We start from the raw sequence: 17983 nt of genomic DNA on the forward strand, positions 1-17983 counted from the left end.
TCTTCCGGAGTTTGCTATGTCGCTTTCCCTGCCCCGTTACTTCGTCTCGACCGAATGGCTGGCGATGCTGAGCAGCCGTTTCGGGGATCGGTTTTCGACATCGCAAATCCTGCGTGAACAGCATGGCCGCGGCGAATCCCATCATGCGCCGGCAGTTCCAGATGCCGTCGTCTTTGCGGAGACCACCGAAGAGGTGGCCGAAATTGTCCGCCTTTGCGCAGCCGAAGGCGTTCCGGTCATCGCGTTTGGCGCCGGGACTTCGCTGGAAGGCCATCTGACGGCGGTGCGCGGCGGTGTGTCGATCGACCTCTCACGCATGTCGAAAATCATCCGCGTCGGCACCGAGGATCTCGATTGCACAGTCCAGGCGGGCGTCACGCGCGAGGAGTTGAATACCCATCTGCGCGACACAGGCCTGTTCTTTCCGATCGATCCGGGCGCCAATGCCTCGATCGGCGGGATGGCCTCCACCCGGGCATCGGGCACCAATGCCGTTCGCTACGGCACGATGCGGGAGAACGTGCTTGGGCTCACCGTCGTCCTTCCGAGCGGCCAGATCATCCAGACGGGAGGCAGAGCACGAAAATCGTCGGCCGGATATGACCTGACGCGGCTCTTCGTCGGCTCGGAAGGCACGCTCGGGATCATCACCGAAGTGACGCTCAGGCTCTACGGAATCCCCGAAACGATTTCAGCTGCGCTCTGCTCGTTCGAAAGCGTCGAACAGGCAGTTGCCGCGGCGATCGCCGTCGTGCAGCTCGGCATTCCCGTCGCCCGCATGGAGTTGATGGACCGTGGCCTGATCTCGGCCGTCAATGCCTATTCCAACCTTTCCCTGAAGATCGAGGATACGCTTGCCTTCGAGTTTCATGGCTCGCCGGCAAGCGTTCAGGAACAGGTCGAGATGGTCGCCGCCATCGTGGAGCATAAGGGCGGCAAGGACTTCGAGTGGGCAAATGCAGCCGAGGAGCGCAACCGGCTATGGAAGGCGCGCCACAATGCGTTCTACGCCGTCGTGTCACAGCGGCCGAACGCCAAGGGCTGGTCGTCCGACGTGTGCGTTCCGGTCTCCCAGTTGAGCAACTGCATTCTCAGGACACGGGAACTGCTGCGCGGCTGCAGCGTGCCCGCCGCCATTCTCGGCCATGTCGGCGACGGCAACTACCATGTCGTCTTCGCCGTCGATCCGGCGAACCAGGCGGAACTGGACGAGGTTGCGGCGATCAACAAGACGATGGTCGGGTATGCAATTTCGGTCGGGGGCACATCGACTGGCGAACATGGCGTCGGCACGGGCAAGATCGGCTATCTGCGCCAGGAGCACGGCGATGCCGTGGATCTCATGATCCTCATCAAGAATGCCATCGACCCCGCCGGCATCATGAACCCGGGAAAGACCCTGCCGAGCTAGGTCTAGTCGGCCTCCTATGAAAACGCATCGATCGCCGAGGACGCCCGAGATGAACCCGTTCAAGACCCACAGCTCCCATTGGGGCGCGTTTTCCGGCCGATACGAAAAAGGCAAGCTCGAAATCCGGCCGCATCCGGGCGATCCGCATCCCTCGCCATTGCTGGGCAACCTTCCGGCGATTGCCGATAGCCCGGCTCGTATCAGGCGCCCGGCGATCCGGCGCGGCTGGCTGGAAGGCGGATCTGGTCACGCACAGAGACGCGGAGCGGACGACTATCTGGAGGTCAGCTGGCCCGAGGCGGAGGAGTTCGTCGCGAAAGCGCTTCAGCGCGTTTACGGCGATTTCGGGCCTCGTGCCGTGTTCGGTGGATCCTACGGCTGGTCGAGCGCCGGACGATTCCATCATGCGCAAAGTCAAATCCACCGCTTCTTGAATGTGCTGGGCGGATATGTGCGATCCGTCAACACATACAGTTCCGGCGCCGCCATGGTCATCATCCCGCATGTCCTTGGACCATATGACCAGTTCGACCGTAAGAGCGTCACTTGGGATGCCATCGAGCAAAACAGTGGATTGGTCGTCGCCTTCGGCGGGATGGCGATCAAGAATGCGGACGTGCACGGCGGAGGCATCAGTACGCATATCGTCCGGCAGAAGCTCTCTGGCGCCAGCGCACGCGGCGCCCGCTTCGTGCTCGTCAGCCCGCTGAAAGACGATTTTCCCGTTGAATTGAACGCTGAATGGCTGCCGATCGTGCCCGGAACCGACGTGGCGCTGATGCTTGGGCTCGCACATGTGCTTGCCAGTGAAGGGCTGCATGACCGCCCATTCCTCGATCGCTATACGGTGGGCTACGCGCGGTTCGAGGACTATCTGCTCGGCCGTGCCGACGGATTGCCAAAGAGCGCCGAATGGGCTGCAGGTATCTGCGGCATCGGCGCAGATGTCATCAAAGCTCTGGCACGCGCCATGGCCACCACGCGGACATTGATCACCGTCAGCCATTCGCTCCAGCGCGCCGATCATGGCGAGCAGCCGGTCTGGATGGGGATCGTGCTCGCCGCAATGCTCGGGCAGATCGGATTGGATGGCGGCGGCTTCTCCTATTCCCTCGGGGCGCTCGGCAATATCGGCAAGCAGCAATTGGCGACGCCGCTGCCGACGCTCGGGCAATTCAAGAACCCCGTGACGGACTTCATCCCCGTCGCCCGTATCGCCGACATGCTCCTCAATCCGGGCGAGGAGTTCCATTACAACGGCCAAGCGTTGCGTTATCCCGACATCCGCCTCGTCTATTGGGCAGGTGGCAATCCGTTTCACCATCATCAGGATATCAATAGGCTGCGGGCGGCCTTCAGACGGCCCGAAACGATCATCGTTCACGAGACAGCCTGGACTTCGACCGCCCGTCATGCGGACATCGTTCTGCCTGCAACGACGACACTCGAACGTGACGATATCGGCGCGGCAGACCGCGACGAGCTCATGATCGCAATGAAGAAGCTGATCGAGCCGGTCGGTGAGGCCCGGGACGATTACGAGATTTTTGCTGCGATAGCCCGCTGTCTTGGGAAACACGCGGAATTTACCGAGAACCGATCCGGCCGGGAATGGCTTGCCTTCCTGTTCGAGACCACACGGAAGGCGCTCGCGGCCTGCGGCCATGATGCACCCGCTTTCGAAACGTTTTGGGAACGAGGCGAACTTCGCCTCCCACTCAAGCCCGACGATGGCGGACCGGCGCGCGCCTTCCGCCGGGACCCGATGGCGTCTCCGCTGCATACGCCATCGGGAAAGATCGAAATCTTCTCGCAGACGATCGAAGACTTTGGCTACGACGACTGCGGCGGCCATCCGCGGTGGTATCCACCCAGGCAAGAAATGGAAACAGGCGAAAACGACTATCCGCTGCACCTGGTTTGCAACCAGCCGCATCAGCGCCTGCACAGCCAGCTGGACTACGGCGATTTCAGCCGCTCGACCAAAATCAAGGGCCGAGAGCCGGTTCGCATCAACCCGGTTGACGCGGCCACGCGCGGCATTGCGGACGGCGATATCGTACGACTTTTCAACGCGCGAGGCAGCTGCCTTGCCGCGGCTCGGTTGAGCGAGGACGTGCGAAAGGGCGTGATGCAGCTCGCAACGGGCGCATGGTTCGAACCGGACGACCCGACGGCAGAGAAAGCCATGTGCGTGCACGGGAACCCGAATGTTCTCACGCGCGATGTCGGGACATCCCGATTGGCCCAGGGCTCCACCGGACAGATCACCAGGGTGGAGGTTGAACGCCTCGAAAGAGAACTGCCGCCGGTGCAGATTTTCGAGGCGATGAAGTTCGGAAAATCCCCGACAAATCCGGCCATCGAAATTCCCTCGAAAAGCTGATCCTAACACCGTCGAGAACCACGGGAAAATAATCCATAATTTTAGTAGAAAAAGAACAACTGGTCTTTCTCCCTAAAGCCGCCCTGTTAGGCTATCGCCATGATCTTCTCTTAAACCCAGGGACCTTTCATGGCCGAACGCTCTACCTTGCTCTCCCTTTCCAGGCGCCGTCTGCTGATCACGACATCCGCGGCAGCCGCCGTTCTGCTCGCAACGAAGGGGCTCACTCCGGCCCAAGCTGCCGACAGTCCGCGCGAGGGCGGCGACATCACCTTCCTGATCGACTCGCTCGGCGACACATGGATTCCGAACAACAGCGCGATCTCCAGCTTCCAGGGCCACATCTGGGGCCATGTGACCGACAAGCTCCTTTATGTCGATGCCGAGGGCAAAGTCAGCCCCTGGCTCGCCGAGCGCTGGGAGCAGAATAATGAAGCCACCGAGTTCACGCTTCATCTGAAAAGCGGCGTGACGTTCTCCGACGGCTCGCCGCTCGATGCGGCGGCGGTCGTCGCCAATCTCGATATCTGGTACGCGGGGCGCAAGAGCGAAGGCATCAACCCGATTGGTCTCTTCCCCAAAACCTACGACCACGCCGAGGCGGTCGACCCGACCACGGTCAAAGTCTTCTTCAAGAAACCGACGCTCGGCTTTATCCCGACGCTCGGCTATCACGGCTCGATCCTGATTTCCCCAAAGACCATTGCGCAGCCCGCTTCACAGCAGGCCGACCTGAGCAAGACTTCCGGCAGCGGCCCTTACGTGGTCGATTCCTGGAAGGAGGGCGATTTCGTCAAGCTCACCAAGCGCAAGGATTACAACTGGGGGCCTGCGGCGGTTGGTCATACCGGTCCGGCCTATCTGGACACCATCACCTACAAGCTGGTGTCAGAGCCGTCGCTGCGCGTTGCCGCCGTTCAATCCGGACAGGCCGACGTCGCCTACAACGCCTCTCCGCAGGAGCTGGAGTCTCTCAAGGCAGACGGCTTCACCATCGCGACGCCACGCTATCTCGGCTTCGTCAACGGCTGGGCGATTAATACCAAACTCGCACCATACGATGACGTGAAGGTGCGCCAAGCCCTCCAGGCCGGCATCAATCGCCAGGAAATTATCGACACCGTCTACACACCCGACTGGAAGCTAGCGACATCGTTCATCCAGAGCAACGTGCCGGGAGCGACTGACCAAAGCGCCCTGCTGGCCTACAATCCCGACAAGGCCGAGAAGCTTCTCGACGAGGCGGGCTGGATCAAAGGCGCAGACGGCATCCGCGCGAAGGACGGCAAGCAACTGTCGCTGACGCTTAATTCCAACCCCTACCTCGCAACCTCGAAATCGATCGACGAACTGATCGCCCAGCAACTCGCCAAGATCGGCTGGAAGGTCGATATCCGCGCCTATGACGTCGTAACGTTCGGCCAGAAGGTCAAGTATGGCGGTCCGGCTGTGCCTGCCTACGAGGTGACGCGCAGCTTCATCGACGCCGGCACCGTTGCCAGCATCCTGACGAACGCCAACAATGGCGAGAACTGGTTCGCCCTCGACGAAAGCGATAAGACCCTCAACGATCTCCGCGACAAGATCGCCAGCGCCGGCTCCATCGAAAGCCGCAAACCGCTCCTTGACGAACTGCAGAAATACGTCCTCGACCAGGGCTACTTCATTCCGCGTACGCAGATCGTCCAGCGGATCTATGCGCAGTCTCCCAAGCTGACGGGCGTGGTCTACAACGGTGTCGCCTATGCCAGCTACTACACGGCGACGAAGAGCGAATAATCCGCAATTCGACCTGATAACGCGAGAAGGTGATAGGCATGAGCAAAGCCTACCTGAACTACGCCGCAAAACGCCTCGTGCAGGCGATCGTCGTGATCCTGCTGGCTTATGTCTTCACCTTCGTCGTCGTCAGCATCTTGCCCGGCGATCCGATCACCAACGTGCTGAACAACCCCCAGAACGGGTTCACGCAGGAGGAGATCAAGGAGATCATCGCCGCCCAGGGCCTGGATAAGCCGATCCCGGTCCAGCTTTGGACATCCTTTTCCGGCTTCGTGACCGGCGATCTCGGCCTGTCGATGCGGACCAACCGCCCCGTGACAACCCTGATCGCCGAAGTGCTTCCATCGACGCTGCTCCTTGCTTCTGCAGGCCTCGTCGTCGCACTGCTGCTGGCGGCGGTGATTGCCTATGGCACACAGTTTCTGCCGAAACGGTATGGCCAGGGCCTGCTGCGAGGCTTCCCGTCGCTGTTCCTGTCGGTGCCGAACTTCGTGATCGGCCTGGTACTGATCCACCTTTTCGGCTTCCAGCTCGGGGTCTTTCGCGTGATCGAGCCCGACAGTTTCTGGGCGACCCTTTTTGCGGCCATCGCTCTCGGCATCCCCATCTCCGCGCAAATCGCCGAAGTGCTGATCGCCAACCTCGACCATGAGTCGAGGCAGGAATATGCCGCAGTCGCGCGGGGCCGCGGTCTCGGGCAGTTGCCCCTGTTCGTCAAGCATCTACTGAAGCCGTCTTCGCTCCCGGTCATTACCGTCGTCGCGCTGACGATCGGTGAACTGCTCGGGGGCTCGCTGATCACCGAGACAGTCTTTGGGCGCACCGGTCTCGGCAGTTTGGTGCAGCGGTCGGTGAGTACTCAGGATCTGCCCGTCCTTCAGGCGGTCGTCTCGCTGGCGGCCGTGGTCTTCGTTGTCGTCAACCTGCTCGCCGATCTTGCCTACCCGCTGCTGGACCCTCGCGTAAAACTCCTCGGCGCGCCCGGGCGTCGTCCAACCACAGCCGACGAAGGTTCCGTCGACATCTCCAAGGCGGTGACGTCATGACCCTCGCCTCCCTCTCCTCTCCCTCGCGCGTCACCGCGATCAGCCGGCTGACGGCGCTGCGCGTCCCGCCGGTTGTCGCGCTGTCCTTCGCCGTCGTCGCGCTCGCCATCGCTTGGTCGCTCGCCCCCACCCTGTTCACGAGCTATAGCCCGGTCAACGGCGTACCAGCCCAGAAGCTGCTCGGCCCCAGTGCGGCGCACTGGTTCGGCACCGATCACTTGGGTCGCGATCTTTACGCACGCGTCGTCTATGGCACGGCCTCCTCGGTGGCGAGCGCACTGATTGCTGTGATCATAGGCGTTGTGGCAGGTGGCCTCATTGGTCTTCTGGCCGGCTTCCTCGGCGGCTGGGTAGACACCACTTTCGCCCGTCTGGTCGACGTGTTGCTTGCAATCCCCAAATTCCTACTTGCCGTGATCGTCGTCACCGCGATCGGTTTCGACACCACGAACGCCGCCATCGCGACGGGCGTATCGGCTGTGGCCCTTTTCGCCCGAGTGATGCGCGCCGAGGTCATCAAAACGCGGCAGGCGACCTTCGTCGAATCTTCCTTTCTGTTGGGCGGGTCACGCTGGCACATCCTATGGCGCCATGTCCTGCCAAACGCATCGCGCTCGGTATTGCCGCTTGCCGTGCTGCAGTTCGGCGACTCGATCCTGGTGATCGCCAGCCTTGCCTTTCTCGGGTACGGCGACCCGCCGCCGGCCTCCGACTGGGGCCTGCTGATCTCGATCGGCAAGGACTATCTCAAATGGCCATGGCTGGTCTACGCACCCGCCTTTGTCACGATCGCGACCGTCCTCTCTGTGAACAGGATCAGCCGATGGCTCCGCAAGATAGACTGACCGCCACTCTCAACCCCGCCGGGACCACCGCGCCACCGCACGGGTCAGTCCCCCTCCTGCGGGTCGACGACCTCTCTGTATCCTACGGGCCGCACCAGGTCGTTGCCGGCGTCGGGTTCAAACTCGGCCGCGGCAAGAGCCTTGCCCTCATCGGGGAGTCGGGCTCGGGTAAGTCGACCATCGCCCGCGCGGTCCTGCGGCTGCTCCCCGACGGCGGACACGCCACAGGCCGCGTCGAGTTCGATGGTCAGGAGGTGTTGGGGCTCTCCGGGTCTCGTTTCCGGCCGCTCAGGGGACGAGCAATCGGCTTCGTCCCGCAGGACCCCGGCAACTCGCTCAACCCCGTGCGGACGATCGGTGTCCAGGCGATGGAGGCGGCGGCACTCATCGATGAGCCCAACAAGGCGATCCGCAAGGCTCTCATCCTGGAAACCTTCGCCCAGGTGGGGCTCGACAATCCCCAACGCGTATACGACTCCTATCCGCATCAATTGTCCGGCGGCATGCTGCAGCGCGTGCTGATCGGCCTTGCGGTCCTCCCACGGCCGTTGCTGCTGGTAGCGGACGAGCCCACCTCCGCGCTCGACGTCACGATCCAGAAGCGAATTCTCGACCTGCTCTCACGATTGCAGCACGAGCTGGATATCAGCCTGCTCCTCATCACCCACGATCTGGCGATTGCCGCCGAGCGGGCAGACACGCTGGTGGTGCTCAAGGATGGCACCGTCCAGGAGGCCGGTCGCACCGCGACTGTTTTCTCCTCGCCGAGCTCGGCCTACGCGAAGAAGCTGCATGCCGACGTTCCGGCCCTCAATCCCGACCGTTATGCCGTGCTGCGCAACCCGGGCTTCCGTTTGCTGAGGAGCGAGGCCGGCAAGACGCCGAAGATCGAGGTCAGCGCCGTCACGAAGAGCTTCGCGGTCGACGGCAAGGTATTGACTGCCGTCAACGACGTGTCGTTCTCCGTTCAGGCCGGCACCACGCATGCGCTGGTCGGTGAATCGGGTTCGGGCAAGACGACGACGATCCGGCTGCTGCTCGGGCTAGACGAACCCGACACGGGAACCATCTCGGTCGCCGGCGAGCAGCTCGCCGGTCGCTCGCACCAGTCGCTACGTGCGGTGTGGCGGCATCTTCAGCTCGTTTACCAGAACCCGTTTACCTCGCTCGATCCGACCTGGAAAGTCGAGCAGCTGGTGCGCGAGCCTCTCGACCGGTTCAAGATCGGAACGCCCAAGGAGCGGGCCGAACAAGTCCGCGAGGCGCTCGCCAATGTCGGGCTCGGCGACCACCTGCTTAGCCGCAAGCCCGGGGCCCTGTCTGGCGGCCAGCGGCAGCGCGTGGCAATCGCCCGGTCGCTAGTCCTCAAGCCCGACGTGATCGTGCTGGACGAACCCACCTCCGCTCTCGATGTCAGCGTGCAGGCCGACATCGTCGAAGTGCTGCTTTCTCTCCAGGCCAGGCTGGGTCTGACCTATGTGTTCGTATCTCATGACCTGGCGCTGGTCCGTCAGCTGGCGCACACGGTCTCGGTGATGCAGCGGGGCAGCATCGTCGAGCATGGAACCGTCATCGATATCTTCGACAACCCGCAGCACCCCTATACCGCCTCGCTGCTGGACTCGATCCCGTCCGGCATCGCCGATCCCGCCGCCCAGCTACCACAGCTACAAACCCGACATATTCTCCGTGAGGAACGCATCGCATGACCATCGCGGCACTCGCCGGCACTGTCCCCGCATCTTTCCGCCCGAAACAGAGGCTGGGTTTCAACACCAGAGTATCGTTCAACGACGAGGCTGGCCCGGCTCAGGGCTTACGTGACGGGATCGCGCTGTTCAAGCACGCCGAACAGCTGGGCTACCAGTCGGGCTGGGCCTATCAGCGTCACTTCGACCACTACCTGTCTTCACCGCTTCCGTTCTTCGCCGCCGCCGGCCAGCATACAAGGCATATCACGCTTGGCTCCGCGGTCATCCCGATGCGCTACCAGGATCCCATCCTGCTCGCCGAGGCCGCCGGCACGACGGACTTGCTGATCGACGGCCGGTTAGAGCTCGCCATCTCGACCGGTGCGAACGGCGCATTCGATGCCGTGTTCGGCACCGTCGACACCGACGCGCGCACGGAGGCCAAACGCCGCCAGGCGCGCTTTCTCTCCGCGGTCGCGGGCGACGTCCTGCACACCGTCATCGAGCCGGGCCAGGGCGCGCCTGAGGGCGCCGAGCTGCGCGTGACGCCGCATAGCCCGACGCTCAGGAGCCGCATTCGGCAAGGGTCGGCAAGTCTAAGCTCGGCCGTTCAGGCGGCCGAACTTGGAATTGGGCTCATTTCGGGAACCGTCCTGCACGACCGGGCCCAGGGCGAGACCTTCGGTGAATATCAGGCCCGGATCATCGAGACCTTCCGCCTCACCTGGCGCGAGAGGTGGGCAACCGAGCCGCCGGCCGTGGCCGTCGCGGCCTCCATCCTCGTCGGCACAACCGCCGAACTGCGAGAAAAATATGCCGCCTATGACCTTGAGCGTCGCACCAAGGGAATTGCCGCGTCGCGCCCCAAAGGCGCGCTCGAGCCTGCCAGGCAGTCTGCCGACATTTTGATTTCGCCGGTCTTCCAGGGGACGCCCGACCAGGTGATCGAGGCTGTTTTCAATGATCCCGGCCTCGCTGCCGCCGATGAGATCGTGCTGTTTCTGCCTCCTGCCTTCGGGCTTGCCGAAAACGTGCGGCTGCTCACCGATCTGGCCGACACGGTTGCTCCGGCGCTTGGATGGTCACCTGCGGCGGCGCCCTGAGTCCTGTCAAGGCCATAGCCGGTGGCTCGGTCCTAACTCATCTGTCGTCTTAGAGAATATTTTCTATATATTCAGTAGAAAGAGAAAGACCTGTCTTCCTCACACCGCTGCCGGAACGTAACGTCACCTCACTGTTCGGAAACCAAAAGGAGCTCACATGGCCGCGGAATTCATCAGCGTCAGCTTTCCCAACGCGTCGAATGACCTCGATCCTATTCCTGACGCTCCTGTGGATCTCCATTTTCTGGAGCGGTACGCGCGCGCGCTCGACGACTACGGTTTCAACTACACGCTGATCCCCTACTCCTCGTCGTCCTTCGACCCCTTCACTCTCGGTGCCACGGTTCTCGCGCACACGAAGAACATCAAGATCATCGTGGCGCTCAGGCCGAACACCGTATATCCGACGGTTGCCGCCAAAGCGCTCGCCACCCTTGACCAGTTGAGCGGCGGCCGCGTCGTCGTTCACTTCATTGCCGGCGGAAGCGACGAAGAACAGGCGCGCGAAGGCGACTTCCTCGACAAGGAGGAACGCTACGAACGGCAGGAGGAGTATATCCGCATCCTGCGTCTGGTCTGGACATCGAAAGAGCCTTTCGATTTCGACGGCAAATATTATCAGTTCAAGCAGTTTCGCAGCGCCGTGCACCCGACCAATGGGGTTATTCCGATTTCGCTCGGGGGCTCATCGGACGCCGCCTATCGCATTGGCGGTTCGCTCTGCGACATCTTTGGCCTCTGGGGCGAGCCGCTGGCGGAAACGAAACAGCAGATCGAGCGTATCTACGCGGAAGCGGCAAAGGCTGGTCGAAAGGATCGCCCTCGCATCTGGGTCACCTTCCGTCCGATCGTCGCCGAAACCGACGAGCTGGCGTGGGCAAAGGCTCACAGAGTGCTGGTTCGCCTCAACGAAAACCGGCAACAAGGCCTGGCGCGCGCACCCGTCGATGCCCCACGGCCGGCCAATGTCGGTTCGCAACGCCTCCTGGACATTGCCGCACGCGGTGATGTGCATGACCGCGCCCTCTGGTATCCGACGGTGACCGCCACCAATGCAAGCGGCGCGACCACAGCTCTCGTCGGCTCGCCGCGCACGATCGCGGACTCCATCCTCGACTACATCGATCTTGGCGCCGATCTGATCTCGATCCGCGGCTATGACAACTACAACGATGCGGTGGATTACGGGCGCTACATCCTTCCGCTGGTGCGCGAAGGCATCCGCGAACGAGAAGATAAGAAGAAGAGCGCTGCGTGAGGTGCGCGGTCTGGCCACCCCGCCGGATCCACCACTTTCTTCCTCCAAGCGCAGCCGGAGCCATCCGCCCGTGAGGGATGACTCTCCTCGACAGCCAGAAAGTTCGAGCCGCATGTCCCATGATTTCGCCCTCATCGACGCTACCGTGCGCATCGTCGCGGAAGCCGCGCCGGATGCCGATCAAAACGGACAATTTCCCTGGACCGGCATTCGAGCCGTGCACGAGGCTGGGCTGCTTGAAAGCACCGTCGCGACCCGCTACGGCGGCAGAGGCGCTTCGCTCAGCGATGCCGCCCATATTCTGGCCGCGCTCGGACGGGGCGATCCGTCGGTGGCGCTGATCAGCGCCATGACGATCTTTACCCATCTCGGCCAGGCGGCAAAAAATCAGTGGCCGGACGGCCTCTACCGCCGCCTGCTGAACGAAGCGAAGCAGCGGCCGCTATTGCTGAATGCCGCCCGTGTCGAGCCGGAACTGGGGTCGCCGGCGCGTGGCGGGCTGCCTGCGACGCTCGCACGCCGCACGGCGAACGGCTGGTCGATCACCGGCCGCAAGCGCTTCGTGACCGGTGCATATGGCCTCACCCATTTCCTTGTCTGGGCGCATACGGATGAAACCCCCGCGCGCGTCGGGACGTTCGTGGTGCCGAACGGTTTGCCCGGCATTCAAGTGATCGAGAACTGGAAAAGCCTCGGCATGCGCGCCTCAGGGTCGCATGATGTCGAATATGCCAACGTCGAGATTCCGGCGGAAAACGTGCTGGATCTCGTCGATCCATCGGTAGCCCAGCAGGACAACCGGGCGCATGCGGCCATGACCCTGGCACTGACCGCCATCTATCTCGGTGCCGCCGAAGCCGCACAGGCAGCCTTCATCCGCTTCGCCCATGAACGTGTGCCTGCCAATCTCGGTCATCCCATCGCCCGCACCGAGCGGTTCGTGACGCTTTCCGGCGAAATCGACCTCCTCGTCTCCGGCGCCCGCCAGGTCATCTTCGCTGCGCTGGAAAGCAACCATGGCGAAGCGGAAAGGCTGATCAGGGCGAGGCTGCTCGCCGGCCGGCAAATCCGCGACGCCGTGCAGATCGCCGTTCGCGGCATTGGCAATCCGGGGCTCAATGCGGACGTCGGCCTTGAGCGGCATTTTCGCGATATTCAGTCCGTCCTCGTCCACGCTCCACAGGAAGATACATCCATCTCGATTTTGGGTCGCGCTGCCTTCGACCGGTGGAATCGGACCGAGGCCGCTCAATCCGGGGGCCCGACGAGCGTCCCCGTTCTAAAGACGGCCTGACGGGCCCTGAGCTTTTGAAAGGAACTTGAATGAGCAACAATCTGATCGTTGGTTTCTCCGGCAATATCTCCCGCCCCTCGAGCACAAGACGCTTCGTGGAAAGCGTGGCGGAAGCGCTGGCGAAACAAGCCGGGCTGCAGCATGTGGTCTTCGACGTCGAGGATCTCGGATCATCTCTGGCGGCAGCAAGATCGGTTGCCGATCTCCATCCTGCCGCACGCGAGGTGGTCCGCACGATTGTCGGTGCCGAAGCGCTCGTCATCGGATCGCCAACCTATAAGGGAAGCTATACCGGCCTGTTCAAGCATGTCTTCGACCTGCTCGACCCATCTGACTTGCGGGGCAAGCCTGTGCTTCTGACGGCGACCGGCGGCGGCGATCGCCACTCCCTTGTCGTCGAACATCAGCTCCGGCCTCTCTTTGCGTTTTTCGAGGCGTTTGTTCTACCGACGGCGATCTACACATCGGGCCGCGATTTTACCGATGGCATCCCGTCAGCAACCATCCAGGCCCGCGTGGACCAGGCTCTGGCTGAAGCCTCGGTTCTTGTGAAATCCGGCTCGACCACCGCCGCGATCGCTGCGGAATAGGTTCCATCGCACAAAGATACGCTTATCACGCAACGTCGGCTTACCCACGTGCGTCTCGAATCCCGAAGGGTGGAATATGACCGCAAGAAAATTTGTGGTCGGGATCACCGACCACATGATTGGCACACCTAATCTCGAAGCGGAGATACTGGGGGATGACGTCGAGATAGAGTTCTTCGCGACGACCGACGAAGCATCTTTCGAACCTGAGCGTCTAGCCAGGCTTGACGCCTTGATGGTTTGGGGCGCGCGGCTCGGACCGACGAGCATTGCCCATCTTTCTCGATGCAGGGGCGTCGTACGCTACGGCGTCGGCTACGAGAAGATTGATCTCCTGGCGCTGGCCGCGGCGCGGATTCCCTTTGCCAACAACCCGGACTACGGCACGGAAGAAGTCGCCGACCATGCGCTTGCGATGATCCTTTCGCTGCATCGGCGACTATGGGAGCATGACGCCCGGGCGCGTGGTTATCGCTCTGGGTGGCAAGCGCACAGCCTCAAGCCGCTTTCTCGCTCGAACCGGGCGACGGTTGGTGTGATCGGTGTCGGACGGATTGGGACGGCCGTCGTCAACCGGCTGAAGCCTTTTGGTTTTCGTATTCTAGGCTATGATCCCGGCCAACCGCGCGGACATGAAAAGGCGATCGGCTACCAGCGTATCGACCGGCTGGGCGAACTCTTCGCCCAAGCGGACATCGTGACCTTGCACTGCCCGGCAAACGACGAGACACGCGGCATTCTAGGCCGCGATGGACTTTTCCAGCTCAAGCCCGGCGCAGTCGTGGTCAACACCGCGCGTGGAGAATTGCTCGACGATCTCGACGCGCATGAGAACGCCCTGCGCAGTGGACATGTCGCAGCCGCCGCAATCGACACGTTTGCGCACGAACCTCCGCGCCCTCATCCCCTGTTGACGGCATGGCGCGACCGGGCTGACTGGTTGGAGGGGCGGTTGGTGATAACACCGCATAACGCATTCTATTCCGACCATGCCGCCATCGAAATGCGCCATAACGCAGCACAGACCGTAAAGATCCTGCTCGATAGCGGCCGACTGCGCAATCAGATCGCAGGATGATTGGTCGCGATCCTATTCCCTCGGCGATCGTCGTAGGTCGGCTATTGTAGTCGGAGGCTTTGCTATCGGATAGCCCCGAGCCGGCTGTACTTCGCTTCTGCGCCGGCGCTCAGCTATCTGTCACACGATTTGGGTCGTTGCGAAATCGTCAAGAGATTGCTGCGATTAGCTTTGCTGCCCGGTCGGGAACAGCAGCAGGATCATCGCGATCAAACCCAGTGCTATTCCTACGACTTGTGAAGCGGCCAGACGCTCACCAAACACACAGAAGGCGATGACGTTGATCAACAGGAGCTGAACGACCGCCGAAGCCGAAATAGCCAGCCCGAGCCCGCCTTCCCTCATCAGACGCACCATGATGAGGTTCCCGATACAGTAGAGCGGGAGCGAGGCGGCGAGAAGCCATATATTGTTCGTGGCGACATATGCCCGCGAGGCAGTCGCGGCACTCAGAAACGTTGCCATGGCGACACCGAGCCATAGCAGGAATTCGATGTTCATCTCGTTCCCTTTCCGGGGGCTGGGCGAGGAGGGCACGACGCTTCGTTGCCTGAAAACATTGGCGTCCATGTAAAACGCGAACCCGCAAACTGCTCATCCTCCTGACAGCTTTCGGCGAGACAACTTAAATCAGGAACTGCCCGCAACCTAAGCCTCGGCGCCTTCCGCTTTTGCATCTGCAACCGTTCTGGCATCGAGCAATATGTAAGATAGATCTTTCGGCACGTAGCGTGGATGGCGAGGATCATCGTGCCGCTTAAGAAGGAAACGCCGGGCAACGTCGAAATAACCATCATAAACGAGACCGCCGTTAATCGCCACCAGATGTTCGCGATCGCGGCGATAGAATTGGGGGATCCGATACCAGGGTACCGCCGGGCGCTGATGATGAAGCACATGGAGATTGTTGTGGAGGAACAGGAGCCCGAAAACCGGGCTGTTTTCGACAATGGCAGTTCGCTCGTCGTGATGGTCGGCGTAACGGTGTTCCGCATAGGACCGAAGCCTGGTCAACGCAGCCCCGAGATAGACGAAGCCGAGCAAGTAAAGCCAGATCGGCATTTTGCAGACAAGAATTACCCAGACGAGAATGGCGATGACCGACAGCCCGTGCCGAAGCCAAATCAGCACGCGCTCACGGCTGCCATCCATGACGAGAGCCGCTTCCTGTGCAAGGAAGCTGATGATCATGACCAGCGGACCGATCGTCAATCGTCCGAGAAGCGTCGTATTCCATTCGGCAATCTTCTTGCCGAATGGGCCCATACGTTCCCACGCCGCCTGCGTGAAATAGGAGGATTCCGGGTCCTCGATCGGATCTGTCAGATGCTCATCCCGATGATGGACAAGGTGCCCCTCCCGGTAGATGGCATAGGGTAACCAAAGGGACAAAGATGGCCAGCCGATAGCGTCGTTTATCGATTGGTTCCGGGTGGGATGGCCGTGGATAAGCTCGTGCTGAAGCGAGCCTTGCCAAGCCACCAACCACCCGCCCCCGACCATCACGAGTATGATAGGGATGGACTCCCAGAACCAGGTAACCGACAGGAAGCCGACGTAAATTACGAAAGCAAGTAACATCGTCTGCCACTCAACAGGGGCCACCAGGAGCTGGCTGGGGCGCTCGAGGGAATTATCTGAAGACGTTGAGTTTGGCATCGTCAATCCGGAGGAGAGGCTGAATCATATCACCGGCACTATAATTCGCGCCGCCTCTCCCTCGCGCCGCACGGGTTTTCCTCACAGCAGAGCAAAAAAGAAAAAATCCATATTTATCGACGTAAACAGGGAATATTTACTCTATCGATTTGGTAGAGAATTGAATTTAATCCGCGCATCGACAGATTGACCCGCCGCTGGCTGGGCAAACGCGGAGGATCGAAATGACTTTCAAAACTACACGCCGTCAGTTGCTGGTGGGCGGGACATCAATCGTAACGGTGGTCGCTCTTGGCGGGATCCATCCGGCCTTTGCATCTGCCGACCGGTCGAAGATCGTCGTGCGTGTCGAGAAGGATCTGGTGAATCTCGATCCCGCCAACCGGTCCGGCCCGATCGACCTCAACGTTCTTTGGTCGGTGCAGCAGGGCCTGATCTCGTTCAAGCCTGGCTCGACCGAATGGGAACTTGATGCGGCCGAAGAGCTGGAGCAGGTCAGCCCCACAGAAATACGTTTCAAGCTGCGCAGCGGCCTTGTCTTCACCGACGGCTACGGCGAACTCACCGCCGAAGACGTCAAATTCTCCTTCGAACGGTTCATCAAGCCGAACGCCGAAGGCAAACCTGTTACCTATGCCAAGGATTGGTCGGCTCTCGATCGCGTCGAGTTGACGGGGTCGCTCGAAGGTCGCATCATCCTGAAGCATCCTGCACCGGCGCTCTACACCATCGCGCTGGCGGACGGTTCAGGGCGCATCATCTCAAAGAAGGCGTTCGAAGCGCTGGGCGAAAAGCAAATCGCCACAAAGCTGATCGGCAGTGGGCCATACGTCCTCAAGCAATGGACGCCTCGCGACCAATTCGTCCTCGAAATCAATCCGAACTACAAGGGGCCGATCAACCCACACTTCCAGCAGATCGTCGGCAAGCCGATCGGTGAGCAGAAGACTGCCGAGATCGCCTTCCAGTCCAGTGAGATCGACTTTACCGCCATCGACCCCGAAAACGGAAAAGCGCTCTCTGCGCTGCCGGATGCAAGTGTTACGCAGATTCCCGCTATCGATTACGTGTGGTTCGGCCCGAACATCGAAAAGGCGCCGTTCAACGATATCCGCGTGCGCCAGGCGCTGCGTTATGCCGTCGATATCGATGCGATCCTGCAGGGGGCGTACTCCGGCCTCTATCCGCGTGCCAACTCCCTGCTCGCTCCGAGCTTGCTCGGCTACTGGAAGGACGCGCCGGTCTATGCCCGTGATCTCGAAAAGGCGAAGGCTCTGCTCACTGAGGCCGGCCACGCCGATGGTTTCAAGACGAAGCTGACAATCGAGGCCAACGCGCGCTACGAGGCCATTGCCCAGATCATCCAGGCCAACCTTGCCGAGGTCGGCATCGACGTTGAAATCGAGGCGCTCGAGTCTGCGGCGTACTGGGCGCTTGGTAACAATGACGCCAGCAAGGATCTCGAGCTGTCGCTGATCAAGTACAACGGCAAGTTCGACCCCGGCTTCCAAACCCAGTGGTTTACCTCCGCGCAGGTCGGCCAGTGGAATTGGCAGCGCTGGAAGAATGCCGAGTTCGACGCACTGCATGAAAAGGGCGGCGTCACAATCGACCCGGCCGAACGTGCGAAGATCTATATCGAGGCGCAGAAGCTGCTTGACGAATCCGCTGCCTTCATCTGGATCACTCACAACCTCAACGCTTTCGCCTCGCGCAAATGGTTGAAGCCCGGCGTCCTGCCGAACGGCAACAACTGGCTCTATACGGCGTTTTCGGAAACAACGGCCTGATCCGGTGAGTGCGATCAGAACGACATACGGGAACGCGCTGCGATGAGGAG

At 61.3% G+C, this 17983-nt stretch carries 14 protein-coding genes; 12 read left to right on the plus strand and 2 right to left on the minus strand.

Annotated elements, in window-relative coordinates; all coding sequences use genetic code 11:
• Positions 1-64 precede the first annotated feature (64 nt).
• From PH547_RS29315 to PH547_RS29365, 11 genes are all read left to right on the plus strand, one after another.
• On the plus strand, positions 65-1411 hold the full coding sequence (locus PH547_RS29315) for an FAD-binding oxidoreductase (protein ID WP_283054317.1): 1347 nt from the start codon (positions 65-67) through the stop codon (positions 1409-1411).
• Positions 1412-1460: 49 nt separating this feature from the next.
• Positions 1461-3797 (plus strand): molybdopterin-dependent oxidoreductase, encoded by a 2337-nt coding sequence (locus PH547_RS29320; protein ID WP_285170171.1) that lies wholly within the window; start codon positions 1461-1463, stop codon positions 3795-3797.
• A gap of 129 nt (positions 3798-3926) precedes the next feature.
• A complete protein-coding gene (locus PH547_RS29325; RefSeq protein WP_285170172.1) occupies positions 3927-5576 on the plus strand; it encodes an ABC transporter substrate-binding protein in 1650 nt (549 codons plus the stop codon).
• A 38-nt stretch (positions 5577-5614) separates the two neighbouring features.
• Positions 5615-6625, plus strand: coding sequence for an ABC transporter permease (locus PH547_RS29330; protein ID WP_285170173.1), 1011 nt, complete (start codon positions 5615-5617; stop codon positions 6623-6625).
• On the plus strand, positions 6622-7470 hold the full coding sequence (locus tag PH547_RS29335) for an ABC transporter permease (RefSeq protein WP_285170174.1): 849 nt from the start codon (positions 6622-6624) through the stop codon (positions 7468-7470). Before PH547_RS29330 ends, PH547_RS29335 begins: the two co-directional genes overlap by 4 nt.
• Positions 7449-9179, plus strand: coding sequence for a dipeptide ABC transporter ATP-binding protein (locus PH547_RS29340; protein WP_285170175.1), 1731 nt, complete (start codon positions 7449-7451; stop codon positions 9177-9179). Before PH547_RS29335 ends, PH547_RS29340 begins: the two co-directional genes overlap by 22 nt.
• On the plus strand, positions 9176-10264 hold the full coding sequence (locus tag PH547_RS29345; RefSeq protein WP_285170176.1) for an LLM class flavin-dependent oxidoreductase: 1089 nt from the start codon (positions 9176-9178) through the stop codon (positions 10262-10264). The genes PH547_RS29340 and PH547_RS29345 overlap by 4 nt, the downstream gene beginning before the upstream one ends.
• A 157-nt stretch (positions 10265-10421) precedes the next feature.
• A complete protein-coding gene (locus PH547_RS29350; protein WP_285170177.1) occupies positions 10422-11522 on the plus strand; it encodes an LLM class flavin-dependent oxidoreductase in 1101 nt (366 codons plus the stop codon).
• Between the two features lie 112 nt (positions 11523-11634).
• Complete coding sequence (locus PH547_RS29355; RefSeq protein ID WP_285170178.1) at positions 11635-12816, plus strand: acyl-CoA dehydrogenase family protein; 1182 nt, start codon at positions 11635-11637, stop codon at positions 12814-12816.
• A 29-nt stretch (positions 12817-12845) separates the two neighbouring features.
• Complete coding sequence (gene msuE / locus PH547_RS29360; RefSeq protein WP_285170179.1) at positions 12846-13406, plus strand: FMN reductase; 561 nt, start codon at positions 12846-12848, stop codon at positions 13404-13406.
• A gap of 76 nt (positions 13407-13482) precedes the next feature.
• Positions 13483-14484 (plus strand): C-terminal binding protein, encoded by a 1002-nt coding sequence (locus PH547_RS29365; RefSeq protein WP_285170180.1) that lies wholly within the window; start codon positions 13483-13485, stop codon positions 14482-14484.
• Positions 14485-14649: 165 nt separating this feature from the next.
• On the opposite strand, the gene PH547_RS29370 is transcribed toward PH547_RS29365, so the two are convergent.
• Both PH547_RS29370 and PH547_RS29375 read right to left on the minus strand, forming a co-directional pair.
• On the minus strand, positions 14650-14985 hold the full coding sequence (locus PH547_RS29370) for a hypothetical protein (RefSeq protein WP_285170181.1): 336 nt from the start codon (positions 14983-14985) through the stop codon (positions 14650-14652).
• A gap of 147 nt (positions 14986-15132) precedes the next feature.
• Positions 15133-16065 (minus strand): fatty acid desaturase, encoded by a 933-nt coding sequence (locus tag PH547_RS29375; RefSeq protein ID WP_483315593.1) that lies wholly within the window; start codon positions 16063-16065, stop codon positions 15133-15135.
• A 302-nt stretch (positions 16066-16367) separates the two neighbouring features.
• On the opposite strand from PH547_RS29375, the gene PH547_RS29380 reads away from it, so the two are divergent.
• Positions 16368-17933 (plus strand): ABC transporter substrate-binding protein, encoded by a 1566-nt coding sequence (locus PH547_RS29380; RefSeq protein ID WP_285170183.1) that lies wholly within the window; start codon positions 16368-16370, stop codon positions 17931-17933.
• The last annotated feature ends 50 nt before the right edge of the window (positions 17934-17983 follow it).

Origin of the sequence: Rhizobium cerradonense, from assembly GCF_030182455.1 — a bacterium.
Taxonomy (GTDB): domain Bacteria; phylum Pseudomonadota; class Alphaproteobacteria; order Rhizobiales; family Rhizobiaceae; genus Rhizobium.

Excerpts from the sequence above, each read along its gene's own strand:
- PH547_RS29315 (WP_283054317.1), top strand. The coding sequence starts at position 65 with ATGCTGAGCAGCCGTTTCGGGGATCGGTTTTCGACATCGCAAATCCTG.
- PH547_RS29320 (WP_285170171.1), top strand. The coding sequence starts at position 1,461 with ATGAACCCGTTCAAGACCCACAGCTCCCATTGGGGCGCGTTTTCCGGC.
- PH547_RS29325 (WP_285170172.1), top strand. The coding sequence starts at position 3,927 with ATGGCCGAACGCTCTACCTTGCTCTCCCTTTCCAGGCGCCGTCTGCTG.
- PH547_RS29330 (WP_285170173.1), top strand. The coding sequence starts at position 5,615 with ATGAGCAAAGCCTACCTGAACTACGCCGCAAAACGCCTCGTGCAGGCG.
- PH547_RS29335 (WP_285170174.1), top strand. The coding sequence starts at position 6,622 with ATGACCCTCGCCTCCCTCTCCTCTCCCTCGCGCGTCACCGCGATCAGC.
- PH547_RS29340 (WP_285170175.1), top strand. The coding sequence starts at position 7,449 with ATGGCTCCGCAAGATAGACTGACCGCCACTCTCAACCCCGCCGGGACC.
- PH547_RS29345 (WP_285170176.1), top strand. The coding sequence starts at position 9,176 with ATGACCATCGCGGCACTCGCCGGCACTGTCCCCGCATCTTTCCGCCCG.
- PH547_RS29350 (WP_285170177.1), top strand. The coding sequence starts at position 10,422 with ATGGCCGCGGAATTCATCAGCGTCAGCTTTCCCAACGCGTCGAATGAC.
- PH547_RS29355 (WP_285170178.1), top strand. The coding sequence starts at position 11,635 with ATGTCCCATGATTTCGCCCTCATCGACGCTACCGTGCGCATCGTCGCG.
- msuE (WP_285170179.1), top strand. The coding sequence starts at position 12,846 with ATGAGCAACAATCTGATCGTTGGTTTCTCCGGCAATATCTCCCGCCCC.
- PH547_RS29365 (WP_285170180.1), top strand. The coding sequence starts at position 13,483 with ATGACCGCAAGAAAATTTGTGGTCGGGATCACCGACCACATGATTGGC.
- PH547_RS29370 (WP_285170181.1), bottom strand. The coding sequence starts at position 14,985 with ATGAACATCGAATTCCTGCTATGGCTCGGTGTCGCCATGGCAACGTTT.
- PH547_RS29375 (WP_483315593.1), bottom strand. The coding sequence starts at position 16,065 with ATGTTACTTGCTTTCGTAATTTACGTCGGCTTCCTGTCGGTTACCTGG.
- PH547_RS29380 (WP_285170183.1), top strand. The coding sequence starts at position 16,368 with ATGACTTTCAAAACTACACGCCGTCAGTTGCTGGTGGGCGGGACATCA.